Origin of the sequence: Pseudomonas sp. EYE_354 (genome assembly GCF_023148575.1) — a bacterium.
Taxonomy (GTDB): Bacteria; Pseudomonadota; Gammaproteobacteria; order Pseudomonadales; family Pseudomonadaceae; genus Aquipseudomonas.
Genome location: NZ_JAHXNQ010000002.1, coordinates 259903 through 280578, shown reverse-complemented (window position 1 = coordinate 280578; position 20676 = coordinate 259903). Strand labels below are relative to the sequence as shown.

The window sequence follows — 20676 nt, the reverse complement described above, 5'->3', positions numbered from 1 at the left end:
ATAGCGGTATAACTGTCCAACGCTTGCCCATCGCGGGCAAGTCGCACCGCCGCTCCCAGGAGAGCGCGTTAGTTTTAGGAGTGAAGTATGAGTCTTGACCTGCCCGTCGACGGCACCCTCGACGCCACCGGCCTCAACTGCCCGGAGCCAGTGATGATGCTGCATCAGCACATCCGTGACCTGCCCGCGGGCGGCTTGCTCAAGGTCATCGCGACCGACCCCTCGACCCGCCGCGATATCCCCAAGTTCTGCGTGTTTCTTGACCACGAACTGGTGGACCAGCAGGAACAGGCCGGCACCTTCCTGTACTGGATCCGCAAGAAAGCCGATTAAGCCTGCGCCTTGTCGGCCCGAATGCGCCGGCGTGCACTGCGCGCCAGGCGCACCAGCAACATCCCTGCCGCGCAGCTCAGGCCCACGATCAGCCCCTGCCATAAACCGCTCGGGCCGCTTGGCTCGCCCAGCCAGTCGGTCAGCCCTAGGGCATAGCCCACCGGCAGGCCCACGCCCCAGTAGGCAAACAGGGTCAGCACCATGGTCACCCGCGTGTCCTGGTAGCCGCGCAAGGCGCCGGCGGCGGTGACCTGGATCGAGTCCGAGAACTGGAACAGTGCGGAAAACACGATCAGCGTCGACGCCAGGTGGATCACCACCGGGTCGGGGGTGTAGATCGCCGCGATCTGCTCGCGCAACAACAGCATCAGGCTGCACGACAGGCAGGCGTACGCCAAGGCGGTGCCCATGCCGACGCCTGCGGCGAAGCGCGCTTGCCGGGCCTCGCCACGCCCCAGGGCCTGGCCGACACGCACGGTGACGGCCATGCTCAGCGAATAGGGGATCATGAACACCAGCGAGCTGACGTTCAGCGCGATCTGATGCCCGGATACCACCGTGGCGCCCAGACTGCCCAGCAACAAGGCAATGACCGCAAAGATGCTCGACTCGGCAAAGATCGCGATGCCGATCGGCAGGCCAATCCCCAGCACGCGCTTGATCACCGCCCATTGCGGCCAGTCAAAGCGTTTGAACAGTTCGCTGCTCTGGTAGGCCGGCCCAAAACGCGTCCAGCCGGCCATGCCGAGCATCATCACCCACATCGCAATCGCCGTGGCCCAGCCGCAGCCCACGCCGCCCATGGCCGGCAGGCCCAGGTGGCCGTAGATGAAGATGTAGTTCAGCGGAATATTGAGCGCCAATCCACACAGGCCCATGGCCATGCTGGGCAGCGTACGGCCCAGGCCTTCACTGAAACAGCGAAATACGTAGTACAGCGCAATGGCCGGCATCCCGGCGGCGATGCCGTGCAGGTAGCCCATGGTGGGGGCGATCAGGTCCGGCTCAACCTGCATTGCGTGCAGGATCGGTTCGGCGCAGAGCAGCAGCACGGCGCCGGTGATGCCAACCACCACGGCCAGCCACAAGGACTGACGTACCAGCGGCCCGATGTCAGCGTACTGCCCCGCGCCGTAGCGCTGGGCGACCTTCGGCGTGGTGGCCAGCAGGGTGCCGCTCATCAACAGGTACACCGGGATCCAGATCGAGTTGCCCAGGCCCACTGCCGCCAGGTCCTGCGGGCTGACGCGACCGGCCATCACCGCATCGACAAAGCTCATCAAGGTGGTCGCCAGTTGGCCGATCATGATCGGCAGCGCCAGCGTCATCAGGCCGCCCACTTCCCGGCTGATTCGGGCGGGGCGGGTGAGGGGGGCAGTGGCAGTGTTCACGTACGAATGTCCAATAGAGAGAGGCACAAGGACGGCGGATTCTACGCCTTGACGCAACGGTCAGGAAAAAACCTGTGTTAGCGATTTGTAAGCGACGGCCGCGATCCCTGTACACTGCCGGTCCGCCAAAGGAGCCTGCCATGCTGATTGTTGCCGACGAAAATATCCCGCTGCTCGATGCATTCTTCCAAGGTTTTGGCGAGATTCGCCGGGTGCCCGGCCGTTCGCTCGACCGCGCTACGGTCGAGCAGGCCGACGTGCTATTGGTGCGCTCGGTGACCAACGTCAACCGTGCGTTGCTGGAAGGCACAAACGTGCGTTTCGTCGGCACCTGCACCATCGGCACCGACCACCTGGACCTGGACTACTTCAAGCAGGCCGGCATCAGTTGGGCCAGCGCCCCGGGTTGCAACGCCCGTGGTGTGGTGGACTACGTGCTGGGCAGCCTGCAGACCCTGGCCGAGATCGAAGGCGCTGACCTGACTCAGCGCACCTACGGCATCGTCGGTGCCGGTGAAGTGGGCGGGCGGTTGGTCAAGGTGCTCAAGGGGCTGGGCTGGAAGGTGCTGGTGTGCGACCCGCCCCGGCAGATCGCCGAAGACGGCGATTACGTGAGCCTGGCGCAGATCATCGAGCAGTGCGATGTGATCAGTTTGCACACGCCGTTGACCAAGTCCGGCAACGGTTCCACCTGGCATTTGTTCGACCGCCAACGCCTGGAACAGCTCAAGCCCGGCACCTGGCTGATCAACGCCAGCCGTGGCCCGGTGGTGGATAACGCCGCGCTACGCGAGGTGCTGCTGGCGCGCGACGACCTGCAGGCGGTGCTGGACGTATGGGAAGGCGAGCCCGAGGTGGATGTCGACCTCGCCGACCTGTGCGTGCTGGCCACGCCGCATATCGCCGGTTACAGCCTGGAAGGTCGCCAGCGTGGCACGGCGCAGATTTATCAGGCGTTCTGTGCGCACCTGGGGCAGCCACCGAGTATTCAGTTAAGTGATCTGCTGCCACCGCTGTGGCTGGCTGAGGTGCACCTCAATGCCGAAACCGATCCGGTCTGGGCGCTGGCCACCTTGTGTCGCAGCGTGTACGACCCGCGCCGGGATGATGCGGATTTCCGCCGCAGCCTGGTCGGCAGCGTGGACGAGCAGCGTAAGGCCTTTGACCTGCTGCGCAAGCATTACCCCGCGCGTCGGGAGATCGAGGGTTTAAAGGTGCGGATCAATGGTGAGTCTGCCGCGCTGTCGCAGATCGTCGCAGCCCTGGGGGCCGAACTGATCTGACCGGCATAAAAAACCCGGCCATGGCGGCCGGGACTAAAAAAGCTCTGGCGCTTCAGCCTTGCCGGGCAGGCTTGACCAATTTTTCTTCCAGCTCGCGGCACGCCTGCTGGATCATCTCTTCGGTAATCTGCACCTCGTGGCCTTGGGCGTCGATGACGGAGCAAGGCAAGTGCTGCGGTTGGCGGATTACTTCAATCTTGGCATCGCTGCTGTTTTGCAAGGTCATGGCCTGTCTCCTCATCAGGTTGTGTGCCTACTTTAAAACCCCCGCGTGACCGGGCTGTGACAACTCCTTGCCAGGTCACCGGTTCGAACAGCCAGTCCACCAGAAACCGCTGCGAATTTCCAGCCGGCCGTTAGACCGATAGCCTCTAGGGGGCCGTATCGGTGGGCATAATTAACCTGACTCATTGTTATTCGCCGGAGTTCCCCCCATGTAGAGGGACAGATTCCTCTTCGGTGATGCCCGCTATGTTCTCAACCCGTCAACGCCGCGCCATTCGCCTGGCCAGCCGCTTTATCGCGCCCTACCGCTGGCAGGCGCTGGGCGCCTTGTTGGCGCTGATCGTCACCGCGGGCATCACCTTGTCCATGGGCCAGGGCATTCGCCTGCTGGTGGATCAGGGCTTCATGACCCAGTCGCCGCACTTGCTTAATCAGTCCATCGGCCTGTTCATGGTGTTGGTGTTGGGCCTGGCGGTGGGCACCTTTGCGCGCTTCTACCTGGTGTCCTGGATCGGCGAGCGGGTGGTGGCAGACATTCGTCGCCAGGTGTTCAACCACCTGATCTACCTGCATCCAGGTTTCTATGAAAACAACCGCAGCTCGGAAATCCAGTCGCGGCTGACCACCGACACCACCTTGCTGCAATCGGTGATCGGCTCGTCGCTGTCGTTGTTCCTGCGCAACGCCTTGATGGTGATCGGCGGGATTGTGCTGTTGTTCGTCACCAACCCCAAACTCACCAGCATCGTGGTGGTGGCCCTGCCGTTGGTGCTGGCGCCGATCCTGATTTTTGGTCGCCGTGTGCGCAGCCTGTCGCGTCTGAGCCAGGACCGGATCGCCGATGTGGGCAGCTACGTGTCCGAGACCCTCGGCCAGATCAAGACCGTGCAGGCCTATAACCACCAGGTGCAGGACGAGCAGCGTTTTGCTGTAACTGTGGAGGAGGCATTTGCCACCGCGCGTAAACGCATTGCGCAACGTGCCTGGCTGATCACCCTGGTGATCATGCTGGTGCTGGGTGCCGTGGGGGTAATGTTGTGGGTCGGCGGTATGGACGTTATCAGTGGGCGCATTTCCGGCGGTGAACTGGCGGCGTTTGTGTTCTACAGCCTGATCGTCGGCAGTGCCGTCGGCACCCTGAGCGAAGTGCTCGGCGAACTGCAACGCGCTGCCGGTGCGGCAGAACGGATCGGTGAGCTGTTGCAGTCGACCAACGAAATCCAGGCACCCGCCACCGATGCTGTTCGTTTGCCGGCGCGCGTCAGCGGCCGTATAGAGTTGCAGGACCTGCGCTTTTGCTATCCCTCACGCCCGGACAGTTACGCCATCGACGGTTTGAACCTGACCATTAACCCCGGTGAAACCCTGGCGCTGGTGGGGCCGTCGGGCGCGGGCAAATCGACGCTCTTTGACCTGTTACTGCGCTTTTACGACCCCCGGCAGGGGCGCATTCTGCTTGAAGGCCACCCGCTGACCGAGCTCGACCCGATGGACCTGCGCCGCCACTTCGCCCTGGTCTCCCAGAGCCCGGCGCTGTTTTTCGGCAGCGTTGAAGACAACATCCGTTATGGCAACCCGGCCGCCACCCGTGACCAGGTTGAGGCCGCCGCGCGCATTGCCCATGCCCATGACTTCATCCTGCAAATGCCCCAGGGCTACCAGACTCACCTGGGCGACGGCGGGCTCGGCCTCTCCGGCGGCCAACGTCAACGCCTGGCCATCGCCCGCGCGTTGCTGGTGGACGCCCCCATCCTGCTGCTGGACGAAGCCACCAGCGCCCTGGATGCCCAGAGCGAGCATTTGATCCAACAGGCCCTGCCGCAACTGATGCAGGGGCGCACCACCTTGGTCATCGCCCATCGCCTGGCCACAGTAAAACATGCCGATCGCATTGCCGTGATGGACCAGGGCAAGCTGGTGGCGGTGGGCACGCATCAACAGTTGATTGCAAGCAATCCACTGTACGCGCGGTTGGCAGCGTTGCAGTTCAGTGATGGGGCGCAGGACGGCGTTTAACGCCCACTTTCCCCACCATAAAAAATGCCCGCAAAATAATGCGGGCATTTGCACTCAGCTTGAAGCTTCAACCTTGTCGCTTGAAGCGGCTTGTATTACTGATCATCAAAGTAGCGCTCATGCCAATCCACCAACGGCTGTGGCGAGTTGAGCTTCTGCCCGTAGATCACCGAATAAGACAGCACGTTTTGCACGTACTGGCGGGTTTCGTCGAAGGGGATGCTTTCCACCCACACGTCGAAACTCAGATGATCGGCACCGCGCAGCCATTGGCGCACACGGCCGGGCCCGGCGTTATAGGCGGCGGAGGCGAGGACACGGTTGCCGTTGAACTGGCTGTGCACCTGGCTCAGGTACGCGGCACCGAGCTGGATGTTTTTGTCCGGGTCCAGCACCTGGGCCGGGGAGGCCAGGGGGATGCTGAATTTGCGCGCTGTCTCTTTGGCGGTGCCGGGCATCAGTTGCATCAGGCCGCTGGCACCGACGCCGGAGCGGGCATCGTCCATAAAGGCGCTTTCCTGGCGGGTGATGGCAAACACCCAACTGGAATGCAGGCCGCGAACTTTGGCTTCACGTACCAGGGTGTCGCGGTGAGCCATGGGAAAGCGGATGTCCAGGTCGTCCCAGTATTGCGCCTGGCTGATGGTACGAATCGCCGGGAAATACCACTTCATGTCGTAGGCCAGCTTGGCCTGGGCCACCATTTCGTCACGATTGAAGTGGCGGCTGACGTGGTACCACTCGCGGCGGCCATCGACCACTTGACCACGGGCGTAGAACTCCAGGGCACGACGCACGCCTGGGGTGTTGCGCACCTTGTTGATCAGCGCCTGGCTCATCAGCAGCGGCTTGTTATTCAACTGATAAGGCGCCTTGGAGCGATCGGCGGCGAGGAACCCATAGAAATCCCGCTCCCGCGACAGGTTCTTATAGAGCACCAGGGCTTGCGGGTTTTTCGGCTCGGCCAGTTCCAGGCTGCGGGCCTGCCAGTAGCGCCAGCGGTTGGTGGTGGCCAGGTCTTGTGGGAGTTTGCGGGTCAACTGGTAGGCATCTTCCCAGCGCGCCAGGCGCAGCAGCAGGCGCAGGCGCCACTCGGAGACGGTGTTGTCGCGCAGTTCCGGGTCGTATTTGGTCATCACCTCAAGGGCGCGTGGGTCGAAGCGTTTGGCCAGGGTCAGCCCGATTTCGCGGGCGATCGACACTTTTTCGTCACGGGAGAAGTGCATGCTGCTGGCATAGCCGTCGAGCATAGCCATGGCCTTGTCCGGGTCCTGGCGTGCCAGGCGACGCAGGCCCAGGCCCACGGCGTCCGACATGGCCTCGGTGGCTGGCTGGAAGCGTGATGGGTCGCTGAGCATGTCGGGTTTTTGCGCCACGTCCACCATCAGGCGGCCTTGGGCGCCGAGGGTCGGCAGGGTCTTCACCAGGCTGTTGGCCAGGGCGTAGTTGCGCGCTTCGGCGGCGAGTTTGGCGCGGTCCCAGATTTTCTGTTCGGTGAGTTGGCCGTCGGCCGCCCACTGGCCGAAGGTGACATCACAGGCGGCGGGTTGGGATTTGCCGGTCATCCACAGTTTTTCGGCGGTCTTGTAGCCTTCGGCTTTCAGGTTGTGAGTGAGTTGGTATTGGCCGTGCAGGCAGTCCAGTTCGACGAAATTGAGCTTGGGGTCGTAGTACTTTTCAAAGGTCTGCCAGTCGCCGCGTTCGGCCAGCCAGCGCAACCAGCGCAGCTTCATCCAGTTGGCCTGGGGCAGGTCGCCGTTTTTGGCAAGGAACTGCTCGATCTCCTGGTTGCTCGCGGTTTTCAGGCGGGCGGTCAGTTCGTCGTAGGCGAGGTAAGGCGTGAGCGGGTAGTCGGCCAGCGCCTGGCTGTATTGCATGTACGGGCCGGTGTCGCCCTTGGCCAGGGCGCGCTTGGCTTCATCGTAATATTGACGTTGGGTGGTGAGGTCCACGGCCTGGGCGGATTGAACGGCGGTGGCGGAAAGAAGCAGACAAGATAAAAAGTTGAAAAGGCGACTGCGCATGAGACGTCCGTGCAGAGAAATCACGACTAGCACCGGCACCGCCGACACTGATTGCTCCTAGCTTAGCCTTTTGCCAGCGGCAGGCGAAAGCTTTGCCGGCCGGTTCATTCAAGTTCGCCAGAAATGTCCTACAGAACGTGTCGGCATCAAAAATGCCGGCCGCATCCGACCCTCAAGTCAGGTAGAATGCGCGCCCAGTTTTTGGAGAAGCGTATGACCCTGCTCAAATTCAGCGATGTGTCCCTTGCTTTCGGCGCTATGCCGTTGTTGGACAAGGTGTCCTGGCAGATCGCCCGTGGTGAGCGGGTGTGCATCATCGGCCGCAACGGCACCGGCAAATCCAGCATGATGAAGCTGGTCAAGGGCGACCAGAAGCCCGATGAAGGCTCCGTGTGGCGCGCGCCGGGCCTCAAGATCGGCGAATTGCCGCAAGAATTGCCGGTGGCCGACGGACGGACAGTGTTCGACGTGGTCGCCGAAGGCCTGGATGGCGTGGGTGAGTTGCTTGCGCAATACCACCACCTGGCGCAGAACTGCGTCACCGACGAAGACCTGGACAAGCTGATGCACGTCCAGCAAGACCTCGAAGCCCGTGACGGCTGGCGCTTGCAGCAACTGGTCGACAGCACCTTGAGCCGCCTGCAACTGCCGGCCGACAAGACCCTCGCCGAGTTGTCCGGTGGCTGGCGCCGTCGCGTACTGCTGGCCCAGGCGCTGGTGTCCGAGCCGGACCTGCTGCTGCTCGACGAACCCACCAACCACCTGGACATCGGCGCAATCGCCTGGCTCGAAGAAGCCCTCAAGGATTTTCAGGGCGCCGTGCTGTTCATCACGCACGACCGTTCTTTCCTGCAGAACCTGGCCACGCGCATTCTTGAACTGGACCGTGGCGGCCTGATCGACTGGAACGGCGACTACGCCAGCTTCCTGGTGCACAAGGAAGCGGCGCTGGCCGCTGAAGAAACCGCCAACGCGCTGTTCGACAAAAAACTGGCCCAGGAAGAAGTCTGGATCCGCCAGGGCATCAAGGCCCGCCGCACCCGTAACGAAGGTCGCGTACGCGCCCTGAAGGCCCTGCGTGTTGAGCGCGGCGAGCGTCGTGAGCGCACCGGCAAGGCCAATATCCAACTGGACACCGCCGACAAGTCCGGCAAGCAAGTGATGGTGCTGGAAAACGTCAGCTTCCATCACCCGGACGGTCCGTTCCTGATCAAGGACTTCTCCATGGTCCTGCAGCGCGGCGACCGTATCGGCCTGCTGGGCGCCAACGGTACCGGCAAGACCACCTTGCTCAAGCTGATGCTCAGCGGTCTGCAACCGACCAGCGGCACCGTGGAAGAAGGCACGCGCATCGACGTGGCCTACTTCGACCAGTTGCGCCACCAGTTGGACCTGGAAAAGACCGTGATCGACAACGTGGCCGAAGGCCGCGACTTTATCGATATCGACGGCCAGAGCCGCCACGTGCTGAGCTACCTGGGCGACTTCCTGTTCAGCCCGCAGCGTGCCCGGACCCCAGTCAAAGCGTTGTCCGGTGGTGAGCGCGCGCGTTTGCTGTTGGCCAAGCTGTTCAGCAAGCCGGCGAACCTGCTGGTACTCGACGAACCGACCAACGACCTCGACGTGGAAACCCTCGAGCTGCTCGAAGAAGTGCTGTTGACCTTCAACGGCACTGTGCTGATGGTCAGCCACGACCGGGCATTCCTCGATAACGTGGTGACCAGCACCCTGGTCTTCGAAGGTGAAGGCAAGGTACGCGAGTACGTCGGTGGTTATCAGGACTGGCTGCGCCAGGGCGGTTCGCCGCGTCTGCTGGGCGTGACCGAGAGCAAGTCCGGCAAAGCCGACTTGAACTCCGCAGTGGTCACCCCGGTAGCCGCTGCTGCGCCGGTGCAGGAAGCTGCACCATCGGCCAAGAAGAAACTCAGCTACAAGCTGCAGCGCGAGCTGGAAGCCTTGCCGGGTGACATCGACGCCAAGGAACAGCAGATCGCCGCGGTAGAAGCGGAAATGGCTGACGCGGGTTTCTACCAGCGTCCTGCGGCGGAAACCGCCAAGGTCATCGCTTCGCTGGAGGCGCTGAACCAGGAACTGGAGGCGCTGGTTGAGCGTTGGGCCGAGTTGGATGCCTGATTGATCTTCGAGCCATAAAAAAGCCCGGTGCCCTTATACAGGCGCCGGGCTTTTTCATATGTCATGCGGTTCAAATGTGGCAGGGGGGGCTTGCCCCCCCCCCACACTGGAGGTCCGTCGGTCTTACGAATTTTTTACCAGCTTCACCGCCAGCACATCACACGGCGCGCCGTGCAGCACGTCATTGGCGGTGGAACCCAGCAACAGCGCAAGGCCGTGACGGCCATGACTGCCGACCACGATCAGGTCGCAACCTTGTTCCTTGGCGAGGTGGTGGATTTCCTGGCGCGGTTGGCCGTAGGTGAGGTGGGAATTTTCCTTGCTTACTTCCGGGTATTTGAGAATCAATCGGTCAAGGCGTTCCTTGGCCTGGTCGAATTGCTGCTGCTGCAACTGGGAAAGGTCCATCGGCACGTCGCCGCCAAAGGCCATGGCCATGGGCTCGACGATGTGCACCAGTGACAGTTTGGCGCCGTTGGCGATTGCGGAGTCCCGCGCGCGCTTGATCACTGGATCGCACTCTTCGGTCAGGTCGACCGCGACCAGAATATGTTCGTAGGACATGGGGCGTTCCTCCAGGGGGACTGCAATAAGTGAAGTATGGCTGCTTTCAAGCGGATGGGGTTGCTTCAGGTCAAATCCGCTCATCTAGAAAATCGGGAGTACACATATGACGGTCTGGATAGTGGTGTCAATCCTTGCGGTGGTTCTAAGCCCCCTGGCATGGCTGCGTCCGTCGCGCCATCAGAGCGGGCGCATGGCCCTGCGCATGGAAGCACGCCGTATCGGCCTGGCCATGCAGCTGGCGCCCCAGGAGTGGCCACACTGGCTCAAGCAGGAACCGCCGAGCCCCTGCGCGCAATACTGCCGACCACGACGCGGCAGCACGCCGTCGATCTGGAGTTACTGGCAGTTGGAGCCGGGCGTGTGGGTCAACCGCTGGCGCGAAGAGTGCTCGGATGAGAAGTTGTTGCAGCATTTTGCGACGCTGCCGGCCAACGTCTACAAAGTCGAGGCCGATACGCAAATGATCGCCCTGTACTGGGGCGAGAAAGGCGAGACGCGTGATTTGCTGGCCATCGATGCGTTGCTCAAAGCCCTGGCTTGAGTGCGTTGGGCTCAATCTCAGGCAATAAAAAGCCCGACATCATCATCGGGCTGGAGTTGGCCAGGCAGGCCGGTAAATGTGTGTTGTGCGCGTCGGATGTTCATCCAGGCGCTTTACGGTTGTCGCAAGCCTAGCGGCATATCCCGATCTGTACAGTCTTTTCCCACAACTTACCCACTATTGATTTCGTGAATAACTGGATATTGATGGCCTGGGGGGCCACGCTCAGGGTTCCTAAAATGACTGGAAAGTCGTGTTTTTCCTAGCCCTTCGGGCGATTGACAATTGTCCGGAATTGGATGAAGGTGGCGTACCCGAATCAAACGGGCGTATGAATTGAGCGTTTGTCTGTCAGACCGATCATACAGAATCCCGACTATCGCATTGGCGGGTGTGCCTGGCAGATGGGCATGAGCATTGACGCAACTATCAATGTCCAACCAGAGGCCAGCGTCCAGTGTGTACTGTTCAGCTTCCATATCGTGGAGATCAGTTGATGATTTACGAAGGTAAAGCCATCACGGTTAAGGCTCTTGAAAGTGGCATCGTCGAATTGAAATTCGACCTCAAGGGTGAGTCCGTCAACAAGTTCAACCGTCTAACCCTGAACGAACTGCGTCAGGCCGTAGACACCATCAAAGCAGATGCTTCGATCAAGGGCGTGATCGTTTCCAGCGGCAAGGACGTGTTTATCGTCGGCGCTGACATCACCGAATTCGTCGACAACTTCAAGCTGCCCGATGCCGAGCTGGTGGCTGGCAACCTCGAAGCCAACAAGATTTTCAGCGATTTCGAAGACCTCAACGTGCCAACCGTTGCCGCGATCAATGGCATCGCGCTGGGTGGTGGTCTGGAAATGTGCCTGGCCGCCGACTTCCGCGTCATGGCCGCCACCGCCAAAATTGGTCTGCCTGAAGTCAAACTGGGCATCTACCCAGGTTTCGGCGGCACCGTGCGCCTGCCGCGCATCATCGGTGCCGACAACGCCATCGAGTGGATTGCCTCCGGCAAGGAAAACAAAGCCGAAGACGCACTGAAAGTCGGTGCCGTCGATGCCGTGGTTGCCCCGGACAAATTGGCCGAAGCTGCACTGAACCTGATCAAGGGCGCCATCAGCGGCGAATTTGACTACAAGGCCAAGCGTCAGCCGAAGCTGGAAAAACTCAAGCTCAACGCCATCGAACAAATGATGTCGTTCGAAACCGCCAAAGGTTTCGTGGCTGGCCAGGCCGGCCCGAACTACCCGGCGCCGGTTGAAGCGATCAAGACCATCCAGAAGGCCGCGAACTTCGGTCGCGACAAAGCCCTGGAAGTGGAAGCGGCCGGCTTCGTCAAACTGGCGAAAACCTCGGCTGCCCAAAGCTTGATCGGCTTGTTCCTGAACGATCAGGAACTGAAGAAAAAGGCCAAGGCCTACGACGAAATCGCCAAGGACGTGAAACAGGCTGCCGTACTCGGCGCCGGTATCATGGGCGGCGGTATTGCCTACCAGTCGGCGTCCAAAGGCACGCCGATCCTGATGAAAGACATCAACGAGCACGGTATCGAGCAAGGCCTGGCGGAAGCTGCCAAATTGCTGGTGGGCCGCGTTGATAAAGGTCGCATGACCGCTGCGAAAATGGCTGAAGTGCTTAACGGCATTCGTCCTACGCTGTCCTACGGCGATTTCGGCCACGTCGACCTGGTGGTCGAAGCGGTTGTCGAGAATCCGAAGGTCAAGCAGGCGGTACTGGCCGAAGTTGAAGCCCAGGTCAAAGACGACACCATTCTGGCGTCGAACACTTCGACCATTTCCATCTCGCTGTTGGCCAAGGCCCTCAAGCGTCCGGAAAACTTCGTCGGCATGCACTTCTTCAACCCGGTGCACATGATGCCGCTGGTGGAAGTCATCCGTGGCGAGAAGTCCAGCGAGCTGGCCGTTGCCACCACCGTGGCGTACGCCAAAAAAATGGGCAAGAACCCGATCGTGGTCAACGACTGCCCGGGCTTCCTGGTCAACCGCGTACTGTTCCCGTACTTCGGCGGTTTCGCCAAGCTGGTCAGCGCCGGCGTGGACTTTGTGCGCATCGACAAAGTCATGGAAAAATTCGGCTGGCCCATGGGCCCGGCGTACCTGATGGACGTGGTCGGCATCGACACAGGTCACCACGGTCGTGACGTCATGGCTGAAGGCTTCCCGGACCGCATGAAGGACGACCGTCGTTCGGCTGTCGACGCCCTTTACGAAGCCAAGCGCCTGGGCCAGAAGAACGGCAAAGGGTTCTACGCCTACGAGACCGACAAGAAGGGCAAGCAGAAGAAAGTTGCCGACCCATCGGTGCACGAAGTGCTCGCGCCTGTCATCTACGAACAGCGTGAGGTGTCCGACGAGGACATCATCAACTGGATGATGATCGCCCTGTGCCTGGAAACCGTGCGTTGCCTGGAAGACGGTATCGTTGAAACCGCCGCCGAAGCCGATATGGGCCTGGTGTACGGTATTGGTTTCCCTCCATTCCGTGGCGGTGCGCTGCGTTACATCGACTCGATCGGTGTGGCCGAATTCGTTGCCCTGGCTGATCAATACGCTGATTTGGGCCCGCTGTACCACCCGACCGCGAAGCTGCGTGAAATGGCCAGGAATGGCCAAAGCTTCTTCGGTTAAGCGCCCAAACGACTAGAGCGAGAATATTTATGAGCTTGAATCCAAGAGACGTGGTGATTGTCGACTTCGGTCGCACGCCGATGGGCCGCTCCAAGGGCGGCATGCACCGCAACACCCGCGCTGAAGATATGTCGGCGCACCTGATCAGCAAGTTGCTGGAGCGCAACGTCAAGGTCGACCCTAATGAAGTCGAGGACGTGATCTGGGGCTGCGTCAACCAGACCCTGGAGCAGGGCTGGAACATCGCACGCATGGCTTCCCTGATGACCCAGATCCCGCACACTGCGGCTGGGCAGACCGTGAGCCGTTTGTGCGGTTCGTCCATGAGCGCGCTGCACACCGCCGCCCAGGCCATCATGACCGGCAACGGCGATGTGTTCGTGGTCGGCGGCGTGGAGCACATGGGCCACGTCAGCATGATGCACGGTGTCGATCCTAACCCGCACATGTCGCTCTACGCGGCGAAAGCTTCGGGCATGATGGGTTTGACTGCGGAAATGCTCGGTAAGATGCACGGCATCACCCGCGAAGCCCAGGATGCGTTCGGCCTGCGCTCCCACCAGCTCGCCCACAAGGCGACCGTGGAAGGCAAGTTCAAGGATGAGATCATCCCGATGAACGGCTACGACGAGAACGGTTTCCTGAAGTTGTTCGACTATGACGAGACCATTCGTCCGGACACCACCCTGGAAAGCCTCGCGGCGCTCAAGCCGGCATTCAACCCGAAAGGCGGCACCGTGACGGCCGGCACTTCGTCGCAAATCACCGACGGTGCTTCGTGCATGATCGTGATGTCGGCGCAGCGTGCCCAGGACCTGGGTATCCAGCCGCTGGCGGTGATTCGCTCGATGGCGGTGGCGGGTGTGGACCCTGCGATCATGGGCTATGGTCCAGTACCAGCGACACAAAAAGCCTTGAAGCGTGCGGGCCTTTCCATCGCCGATATCGACTTCTTTGAGCTCAACGAAGCTTTCGCCGCACAGGCCCTGCCAGTGCTGAAAGATTTGAAAGTGCTCGACAAGATGAACGAGAAGGTTAACCTGCACGGCGGTGCGATTGCCCTGGGCCACCCATTCGGTTGCTCCGGTGCACGTATCTCCGGCACTTTGCTCAATGTGATGAAGCAAAATGGCGGCAACCTCGGGGTAGCCACCATGTGCATTGGTCTTGGCCAAGGCATTTCCACCGTCTTCGAACGCGTCTAAGCGTTGGGTTGACGGAAGCCGGGGCCCAGTGCCCCGGTTTTTGTTTTTTGGCGGTTTTGTATTTTTTTTAATAAATTTTGTAAGGGAGGCAGAGCATGAAAGTCGAACCAGGGCTCTACCAACATTATAAGGGGCCGCAGTACCGCGTTTTCAGTGTGGCACGGCACTCCGAGACCGAAGAAGAAGTGGTGTTTTACCAAGCGCTGTATGGCGAATACGGCTTTTGGGTGCGTCCCTTGAGCATGTTCCTGGAGACCGTCGAAGTTGACGGTGAGCACGTCCCGCGCTTTGCTTTGGTCCAGGCCGAAGCCAGTCTTTTTTCAGGGCAATAACGGCAGGCCGCGCAGAATGCTGCGCTTGACCTCACCTTGTTGCCACTATATATAGCGTTGCCGCGACAGGCGCCAACTGCCTTTCACTTCTCGAATTCAGGAATTTTCCGATCCATGGGCAAATCGCTGGTCATTGTGGAATCCCCGGCTAAGGCCAAGACCATCAACAAGTACTTGGGCAACGAGTACGTGGTGAAGTCGAGTATCGGCCATATCCGAGACCTGCCCACCAGCGGTTCGGCTAGCGCCAGCAAGGAGCCTGCCGCCAAGCGCGGCAAGGCGGCTGCGGGCGAAGGTCCGGTACTCACGCCAAAAGAGAAAGCGCGCAAGCAGCTGGTCTCGCGCATGGGTGTGGACCCGGATCATGGCTGGAAGGCCAAGTATGAAATCCTTCCGGGCAAGGAAAAGGTCATCGAAGAGCTGCGCCGGCTCGCCAAAGATGCCGACACCATCTATCTCGCAACGGACTTGGACCGCGAAGGGGAAGCCATTGCCTGGCACCTGCGGGAAGCCATCGGCGGCGATGACAGCCGCTACAAGCGTGTGGTGTTCAACGAAATCACCAAGAAAGCCATCCAGGAAGCCTTCTCCAAGCCGGGCGAGCTGGATATCGACCGTGTCAACGCCCAGCAGGCCCGTCGTTTCCTCGACCGCGTGGTCGGTTACATGGTCTCGCCGTTGCTGTGGGCGAAGATCGCCCGTGGCCTGTCCGCCGGCCGTGTGCAGTCGGTAGCGGTCAAGTTGGTGGTGGAGCGTGAGCGTGAGATCCGTGCGTTCAACCCTGAAGAGTATTGGGAAGTCCATGCCGACCTCGGTACCGCCAAGGGCGCCAACGTGCGCTTTGAAGTGGCCCGCGAGAAAGGCGAGGCGTTCAAGCCGCTGAACGAAGCCCAGGCCATGGCCGCGCTGGAAAAGCTCAAGGCGTCCAGCTACAGCATCGTCAAGCGTGAAGACAAACCGACCAGCAGCAAGCCGTCGGCGCCGTTTATCACCTCCACCCTGCAGCAGGCCGCGAGCAACCGCCTGGGCTTTGGTGTGAAGAAAACCATGATGATGGCCCAGCGTCTGTACGAAGCCGGCTACATCACTTATATGCGTACCGACTCCACCAACCTGTCGCAAGACGCGGTGGCGATGGCGCGCACTTATATTGAAAGCGAGTTCGGCAAGAAGTATCTGCCGGAAAAGCCAAACGTCTACAGCAGCAAAGAGGGCGCGCAGGAGGCTCACGAAGCGATTCGTCCTTCCGACGCCAACACCACGCCGGCCAAGCTGAGTGGCATGGAGCGCGATGCTGAGCGCCTCTACGAGTTGATCTGGCGCCAGTTCCTGGCCTGCCAGATGCTGCCGGCGCAATACTTGTCCACCACGGTCAGCGTGGGTGCCGGCGATTTCGAGCTGCGTGCCAAGGGCCGTATCCTCAAGTTCGACGGTTACACCCGCGTGATGCCGCAAATCGCCAAGCCAGGCGATGATGATGTGTTGCCGGACATGGCCCAGGGCGATACGTTGAAGCTGATCAAGCTCGACCCGTCCCAGCACTTCACCAAGCCGCCGGCGCGTTATTCGGAAGCCAGCCTGGTCAAGGAGATGGAAAAACGCGGTATCGGTCGTCCTTCGACCTACGCTGCGATCATCTCCACCATCCAGGACCGCGGCTATGTGGCGCTGCACAACCGGCGTTTCTATTCGGAAAAGATGGGCGATATCGTCACTGAACGCCTGTCCGAGAGCTTCTCCAACCTGATGGACTATGGCTTTACCGCCGGGATGGAAGAGAACCTCGATGACGTGGCTCATGGCGAGCGCGACTGGAAAAACGTCCTCGACGAGTTCTACGGCGACTTTAAGAAGAAACTCGAAGTGGCCGAAAGCCCCGAGAGCGGCATGCGTGCCAACCAGCCGGTAATGACCGACATCCCGTGCCTGACGTGCGGCCGCCCGATGCAGATTCGTACCGCATCGACCGGCGTGTTTCTCGGCTGCTCGGGCTACAGCCTGCCGCCGAAAGAGCGCTGCAAGGCCACGGTCAACCTGGTGCCGGGTGATGAGATCGCTGCCGATGACGAGGGTGAATCCGAGTCGCTGGTGCTGCGTGGCAAGCACCGCTGCCCGATCTGCAGCACGGCGATGGACGCCTACCTGCTGGACGAGAAACACAAGTTGCACATCTGCGGTAACAACCCCGATTGCAACGGTTACGAGATTGAAGAGGGCACCTACCGCATCAAGGGCTACGAGGGTCCGAGCCTGGAGTGCGACAAGTGCGGCAGCGATATGCAGCTCAAGACCGGCCGTTTCGGCAAGTTCTTCGGTTGCACCAACCCAACCTGCAAGAACACCCGCAAATTGCTCAAAAGCGGAGACGCTGCACCGCCGAAGATGGACCCGGTGAAGATGCCTGAGCTCAAGTGCGAGAAGGTCAACGACACCTACATCCTGCGTGACGGTGCTTCGGGGTTGTTTCTGGCCGCCAGCCAGTTCCCGAAAAACCGCGAGACCCGCGCACCGCTGGTGCTGGAGATCGTGCCGCATAAGGATGAGATCGACCCGAAATACCACTTCCTGTGTGAAGCGCCGAAGAAGGACCCGGATGGTCGTCCAGCCGTGATCCGCTACAGCCGCAAAACCAAGGAGCAGTACGTGCAGACCGAAGTGGACGGTAAGCCTACAGGCTGGAAAGCGTTCTACGACGGTGGCAAGTGGAAGGTCGAGGACAAGCGCCAGGGCGCTTGATCGACCAACCGGCGACGTACAAGGGCCGCCCGCATGGGCGGCCTTTTTTTGCGCTTGCAGTGGGCTCGGCTGATCCGTGACACTGTTCAGCCAGCATTACGCCTCATTCGTTGTGGAGATTGCCGCTATGGCCAACGAACTCTATACCCGTACCAATCAGAAAATTTACTTCGCGGGTTTGTCCCTGGAAGCCCTTGGCCGTGCCGAGGAAGGGAAAGAGATGAATGCCATCGCGCTGGTTCAGGCGGGGCGTGAAGCGGCGTTGTTCCACTTGTACGGTGCCTTGCTCGGGTTATGTCATGAAATCGCCGGGTTCTACCGCTTGCCCCAGGCCGGTTCGCCCCGTGCGGAAATGATCATGAACCGTGACGTGCTTGAGTCCATGGCCATTCCCGAACTGGCCGAGCTGGTTGAAATGGCCCAAAGCCCCGACAGCTGGGTGGCGCGTTTGCTCAAAGCGCATGCCGATATGTTCCAGCCGCCTCGTGTTCCCCATGTGCCCAAGGGGGACGTGACTCAGCCGCTGATCGTGGCGGTCGCGTTGGAGGAGGAAGAGCCTGAGCCCTTGAGTCGGGAAGAACTGGAGGGCTGGCGTCAGGAGCTGAAAAAGATGGCCTTACGCTTTCGTGAAGGCCTGAACGAGTGCTAAAGCCAGCCTGAACGCAGAAAGAACCGTTCATCAAGCTGTAAAGAAACCTCTTCAGATCCTCAGCGAGGTCGGGGGGATGACTGATATAATCCCGGCCTTTCGTGGAGAACAGACTTTTATGCCGACGTCCTTTCTGGAAATTGTTGAGTTGCCTGACGGCCGAATCGAGCTGCGCCGGGCGGAGGACGAGGGTTCTCTGGTGATTTTGGATTTTTCCGAGGATGCCAAGGTGTTCTTGCAAGGTCAGCACGTGGAAGTGGCTAAAGCCATGTTGAGCGTGGGCGTGCAGATGGCCGGCCGCCTGGCCGAAGGCGAGCCCGAGAAAGAAGACGGGCCGCGGGTTCTTCACTGAAGGGCTTTGATGGAATATGCCCTGGTGAGCGGATCTGAGTGTTTAGCCCGCTCACCACAAAAACAAGCCCGCTCAGTCGTAGGCGACTAGCCTCTTCAGCCTTTCACCCCAACCGAATATTCAAGCTCTGCGCATCGCCGGTGCGCGCAGCACTGATCAGTTGCTGCTTGGCCGTTGCATTCAGCGGGTTCAACCAGCTCACCACCGTATGGCTACGGCCCAGTCGAAGTGCTTCACACGTCAACTGCTGAGCGCTTTGTGCGCCGCGTGGTTGCAGCAGCAGGATACGCTCACGGTTGAGGCCCGCGTCCCGTAGCCAGGCCTGGGTCAGGCTGGCGGGCGGGGCGATGAGCGTCAGCCAGCGCGCGTCCTGATCCTCACTCAACTCGCGCAGGATCGGTGCCAGCAGGCTCAGGCAGCTTCCGGCAGCACCGCGCAACGACAGCTCACTGAACGCCTCAGGTTCGGCGCTCCAGGGCGCCTCGACCGTTTCCTTGAGGATGGGCGCAAGGGGTTGGGCCATAAAGGCCTCGAACAGCGACAGTTGTGTGTGTTGTGGGGTGTGTACGAGCTGCATGATGCCTCCTTTAGCGGCGAATGACGCCGACGCTCAGGCCTTCGATCACCAGGTCCTGGTCTTTCAGGTTCACTTCAATCGGGGCGAACTCAGGGTTTTCGGCCAGGAGCCAGACCTTGCTGCCTTCGCGCTTGAAACGCTTTACGGTGACTTCATCGCCGATCCGCGCGACGACGATCTGGCCATTTCGGGCTTCGCGGGTGGTGTGTACGGCCAGCAGGTCGCCGTCAAAGATGCCCACGTCCTTCATGCTCATGCCGTGTACCCGCAGCAGGTAGTCGGCGCGCGGGTGGAAGAACGTCGGGTTGATGTTGCAGGACTCCTCGACGTGCTGCTGTGCCAGGATCGGCGCACCGGCGGCGACGCGACCGATGATCGGCAGTGTCGATTCGTCGGCCTTGGCTTCAAAGCCAGGGATGCGAATACCCCGCGAAGCACCGGGAGTCATCTCGATCGCGCCTTTGCGAGCGAGGGCCTTGAGGTGTTCTTCGGCGGCGTTGGGGGACTTGAACCCCAGTTCCAGCGCAATTTCGGCTCGTGTCGGCGGGTAGCCGTTATCATCGAGGCAGCGCTTGATAAAAGCCAGAATCTCAGCTTGGCGTGGCGTCAGTTTTAGCATGTTGATCGCTCTGTCTTTTTATACAGTGACTGGGATTATATACAGTGAACTGCGCTTGGCAATCATCCTTTTTGACGACGCCGCTGGACGGTCATCCGTGATCGGTCCTACAGGGTAGAGATAGCGCTGCCTACAGAGGGTGAAGGATGTGATTAAATAGCGCTCAAATACATGACTGCCCGGCCGGAAAGCGAACCCACAGGCTTGACAAGACACACTCTGAAACGTATGTTTCAAACGAGTGTTTGTCAGGCGGAGTACCCATGGCCCAGTCGGAAACCGTTGAGCGCATTCTCGATGCTGCCGAGCAATTGTTCGCGGAAAAAGGATTCGCTGAAACTTCATTGCGGCTGATCACCAGCAAGGCCGGGGTCAATCTCGCCGCAGTGAACTACCATTTCGGCTCGAAAAAGGCGTTGATCCAGGCGGTGTTCTCGCGCTTCCTGGGTCCGTTCTGCGCCAGCCTCGACCGCGAGCTGGAACGTCGCCAGGCCAAGGCCGACCACAAGCCGACGCTGGAAGAACTCCTGGAAATCCTCGTCGAACAAGCCTTGGTGGTCCAGCCACGCAGCGGCAACGACTTGTCGATCTTCATGCGCCTGCTGGGCCTGGCGTTCAGTCAGAGCCAGGGTCACCTGCGTCGTTACCTGGAAGACATGTACGGCAAGGTGTTCCGTCGCTATATGCTGCTGGTCAACGAGGCCGCGCCGCGTATTCCTCCGATCGAACTGTTTTGGCGCGTGCACTTTATGCTCGGCGCGGCGGCGTTCAGCATGTCCGGGATCAAGGCGCTGCGCGCGATTGCCGAGACCGATTTCGGCGTCAACACCTCCATTGAGCAGGTGATGCGCCTGATGGTGCCGTTCCTCGCCGCCGGCATGCGTGCCGAAACCGGTGTGACCGACCCGACCATGGCGGCTGCCCAGTTGCGCCCACGCAGCAAAACCACTCCGGTGCCGGCCAAGGTTTGATCACCTGGGTGTGCGCGGCCGTTTGCATCCGCTAAGCTAGCCGCCATGCCGATTTCAGCTATTTATTCGCAACCCGTT

The 20676-nt window shown here is 60.6% G+C and carries 18 protein-coding genes; 12 read left to right on the top strand and 6 right to left on the bottom strand.

What is annotated here, in order from left to right; genetic code table 11:
* The first annotated feature begins 87 nt into the window (after positions 1 to 87).
* Entirely contained in the window at positions 88 to 333 is a 246-nt protein-coding gene (gene tusA, locus KZX66_RS04000) for a sulfurtransferase TusA (RefSeq protein WP_248076649.1), read from the top strand.
* Here the strand turns inward: tusA and KZX66_RS03995 are convergent.
* Positions 330 to 1724 (bottom strand): MATE family efflux transporter, encoded by a 1395-nt coding sequence (locus KZX66_RS03995; protein WP_248076647.1) that lies wholly within the window; start codon positions 1722 to 1724, stop codon positions 330 to 332. The genes tusA and KZX66_RS03995 overlap by 4 nt on opposite strands.
* A gap of 140 nt (positions 1725 to 1864) precedes the next feature.
* Between KZX66_RS03995 and pdxB the strand changes: the two genes are divergently transcribed.
* Positions 1865 to 3007 (top strand): 4-phosphoerythronate dehydrogenase PdxB, encoded by a 1143-nt coding sequence (gene pdxB, locus KZX66_RS03990; protein ID WP_248076645.1) that lies wholly within the window; start codon positions 1865 to 1867, stop codon positions 3005 to 3007.
* 52 nt (positions 3008 to 3059) lie between these two features.
* Here the strand turns inward: pdxB and KZX66_RS03985 are convergent, their stop codons facing one another.
* Positions 3060 to 3233, bottom strand: a complete 174-nt coding sequence (locus KZX66_RS03985) for a PA1571 family protein (protein WP_248076642.1) — start codon at positions 3231 to 3233, stop codon at positions 3060 to 3062.
* 236 nt (positions 3234 to 3469) lie between these two features.
* Here KZX66_RS03985 and KZX66_RS03980 point away from each other — a divergent pair, with 236 nt between their 5' ends.
* Positions 3470 to 5248, top strand: coding sequence for an ABC transporter transmembrane domain-containing protein (locus tag KZX66_RS03980; protein WP_248076639.1), 1779 nt, complete (start codon positions 3470 to 3472; stop codon positions 5246 to 5248).
* Positions 5249 to 5343: 95 nt separating this feature from the next.
* Here the strand turns inward: KZX66_RS03980 and KZX66_RS03975 are convergent, their stop codons facing one another.
* Positions 5344 to 7272 carry a transglycosylase SLT domain-containing protein gene (locus KZX66_RS03975; RefSeq protein ID WP_248076636.1) on the bottom strand — a complete coding sequence of 643 codons (1929 nt, stop codon included), beginning with the start codon at positions 7270 to 7272 and terminating at the stop codon, positions 5344 to 5346.
* Between the two features lie 213 nt (positions 7273 to 7485).
* Here KZX66_RS03975 and KZX66_RS03970 point away from each other — a divergent pair, with 213 nt between their 5' ends.
* Positions 7486 to 9405: an ATP-binding cassette domain-containing protein gene (locus tag KZX66_RS03970; RefSeq protein WP_248076634.1), complete on the top strand. Its 1920-nt coding sequence runs from the start codon at positions 7486 to 7488 to the stop codon at positions 9403 to 9405.
* Between the two features lie 123 nt (positions 9406 to 9528).
* On the opposite strand, the gene KZX66_RS03965 is transcribed toward KZX66_RS03970, so the two are convergent.
* Positions 9529 to 9969 carry a universal stress protein gene (locus KZX66_RS03965; protein WP_248076631.1) on the bottom strand — a complete coding sequence of 147 codons (441 nt, stop codon included), beginning with the start codon at positions 9967 to 9969 and terminating at the stop codon, positions 9529 to 9531.
* 106 nt (positions 9970 to 10075) lie between these two features.
* Between KZX66_RS03965 and KZX66_RS03960 the strand changes: the two genes are divergently transcribed.
* From KZX66_RS03960 to KZX66_RS03930, 7 genes are all read left to right on the top strand, one after another.
* A complete protein-coding gene (locus KZX66_RS03960) occupies positions 10076 to 10513 on the top strand; it encodes a hypothetical protein (protein WP_248076629.1) in 438 nt (145 codons plus the stop codon).
* 496 nt (positions 10514 to 11009) lie between these two features.
* Positions 11010 to 13157 (top strand): fatty acid oxidation complex subunit alpha FadB, encoded by a 2148-nt coding sequence (gene fadB, locus KZX66_RS03955; protein ID WP_248076627.1) that lies wholly within the window; start codon positions 11010 to 11012, stop codon positions 13155 to 13157.
* Positions 13158 to 13186: 29 nt separating this feature from the next.
* Entirely contained in the window at positions 13187 to 14362 is a 1176-nt protein-coding gene (gene fadA / locus KZX66_RS03950) for an acetyl-CoA C-acyltransferase FadA (protein WP_248076625.1), read from the top strand.
* Positions 14363 to 14457: 95 nt separating this feature from the next.
* Positions 14458 to 14694, top strand: coding sequence for a DUF1653 domain-containing protein (locus KZX66_RS03945; RefSeq protein ID WP_248076623.1), 237 nt, complete (start codon positions 14458 to 14460; stop codon positions 14692 to 14694).
* Positions 14695 to 14808: 114 nt separating this feature from the next.
* The gene (gene topA / locus KZX66_RS03940; RefSeq protein ID WP_248076621.1) at positions 14809 to 17430 is read left to right on the top strand and encodes a type I DNA topoisomerase; all 2622 of its coding nucleotides are present in this window, start codon (positions 14809 to 14811) and stop codon (positions 17428 to 17430) included.
* Between the two features lie 127 nt (positions 17431 to 17557).
* The gene (locus KZX66_RS03935; RefSeq protein ID WP_248076619.1) at positions 17558 to 18079 is read left to right on the top strand and encodes a DUF6586 family protein; all 522 of its coding nucleotides are present in this window, start codon (positions 17558 to 17560) and stop codon (positions 18077 to 18079) included.
* A 118-nt stretch (positions 18080 to 18197) separates the two neighbouring features.
* Complete coding sequence (locus KZX66_RS03930; protein WP_010212068.1) at positions 18198 to 18431, top strand: hypothetical protein; 234 nt, start codon at positions 18198 to 18200, stop codon at positions 18429 to 18431.
* A gap of 103 nt (positions 18432 to 18534) precedes the next feature.
* Here KZX66_RS03930 and sulA read toward each other — a convergent pair whose 3' ends face one another.
* Both sulA and lexA read right to left on the bottom strand, forming a co-directional pair.
* Complete coding sequence (sulA, locus tag KZX66_RS03925) at positions 18535 to 19008, bottom strand: SOS-induced cell division inhibitor SulA (protein ID WP_248076616.1); 474 nt, start codon at positions 19006 to 19008, stop codon at positions 18535 to 18537.
* 10 nt (positions 19009 to 19018) lie between these two features.
* A complete protein-coding gene (gene lexA / locus KZX66_RS03920) occupies positions 19019 to 19627 on the bottom strand; it encodes a transcriptional repressor LexA (RefSeq protein WP_003172575.1) in 609 nt (202 codons plus the stop codon).
* A 263-nt stretch (positions 19628 to 19890) separates the two neighbouring features.
* Here lexA and KZX66_RS03915 point away from each other — a divergent pair, with 263 nt between their 5' ends.
* Positions 19891 to 20598, top strand: coding sequence for a TetR/AcrR family transcriptional regulator (locus KZX66_RS03915; protein WP_248076613.1), 708 nt, complete (start codon positions 19891 to 19893; stop codon positions 20596 to 20598).
* Positions 20599 to 20676 lie beyond the last annotated feature (78 nt).

Excerpts from the sequence above, each read along its gene's own strand:
- fadB (WP_248076627.1), top strand. The coding sequence starts at position 11,010 with ATGATTTACGAAGGTAAAGCCATCACGGTTAAGGCTCTTGAAAGTGGC.
- KZX66_RS03970 (WP_248076634.1), top strand. The coding sequence starts at position 7,486 with ATGACCCTGCTCAAATTCAGCGATGTGTCCCTTGCTTTCGGCGCTATG.
- topA (WP_248076621.1), top strand. The coding sequence starts at position 14,809 with ATGGGCAAATCGCTGGTCATTGTGGAATCCCCGGCTAAGGCCAAGACC.
- tusA (WP_248076649.1), top strand. The coding sequence starts at position 88 with ATGAGTCTTGACCTGCCCGTCGACGGCACCCTCGACGCCACCGGCCTC.
- sulA (WP_248076616.1), bottom strand. The coding sequence starts at position 19,008 with ATGCAGCTCGTACACACCCCACAACACACACAACTGTCGCTGTTCGAG.
- KZX66_RS03985 (WP_248076642.1), bottom strand. The coding sequence starts at position 3,233 with ATGACCTTGCAAAACAGCAGCGATGCCAAGATTGAAGTAATCCGCCAA.
- fadA (WP_248076625.1), top strand. The coding sequence starts at position 13,187 with ATGAGCTTGAATCCAAGAGACGTGGTGATTGTCGACTTCGGTCGCACG.
- pdxB (WP_248076645.1), top strand. The coding sequence starts at position 1,865 with ATGCTGATTGTTGCCGACGAAAATATCCCGCTGCTCGATGCATTCTTC.
- KZX66_RS03945 (WP_248076623.1), top strand. The coding sequence starts at position 14,458 with ATGAAAGTCGAACCAGGGCTCTACCAACATTATAAGGGGCCGCAGTAC.
- KZX66_RS03975 (WP_248076636.1), bottom strand. The coding sequence starts at position 7,272 with ATGCGCAGTCGCCTTTTCAACTTTTTATCTTGTCTGCTTCTTTCCGCC.
- lexA (WP_003172575.1), bottom strand. The coding sequence starts at position 19,627 with ATGCTAAAACTGACGCCACGCCAAGCTGAGATTCTGGCTTTTATCAAG.
- KZX66_RS03960 (WP_248076629.1), top strand. The coding sequence starts at position 10,076 with ATGACGGTCTGGATAGTGGTGTCAATCCTTGCGGTGGTTCTAAGCCCC.
- KZX66_RS03935 (WP_248076619.1), top strand. The coding sequence starts at position 17,558 with ATGGCCAACGAACTCTATACCCGTACCAATCAGAAAATTTACTTCGCG.
- KZX66_RS03965 (WP_248076631.1), bottom strand. The coding sequence starts at position 9,969 with ATGTCCTACGAACATATTCTGGTCGCGGTCGACCTGACCGAAGAGTGC.
- KZX66_RS03980 (WP_248076639.1), top strand. The coding sequence starts at position 3,470 with ATGCCCGCTATGTTCTCAACCCGTCAACGCCGCGCCATTCGCCTGGCC.
- KZX66_RS03930 (WP_010212068.1), top strand. The coding sequence starts at position 18,198 with ATGCCGACGTCCTTTCTGGAAATTGTTGAGTTGCCTGACGGCCGAATC.
- KZX66_RS03915 (WP_248076613.1), top strand. The coding sequence starts at position 19,891 with ATGGCCCAGTCGGAAACCGTTGAGCGCATTCTCGATGCTGCCGAGCAA.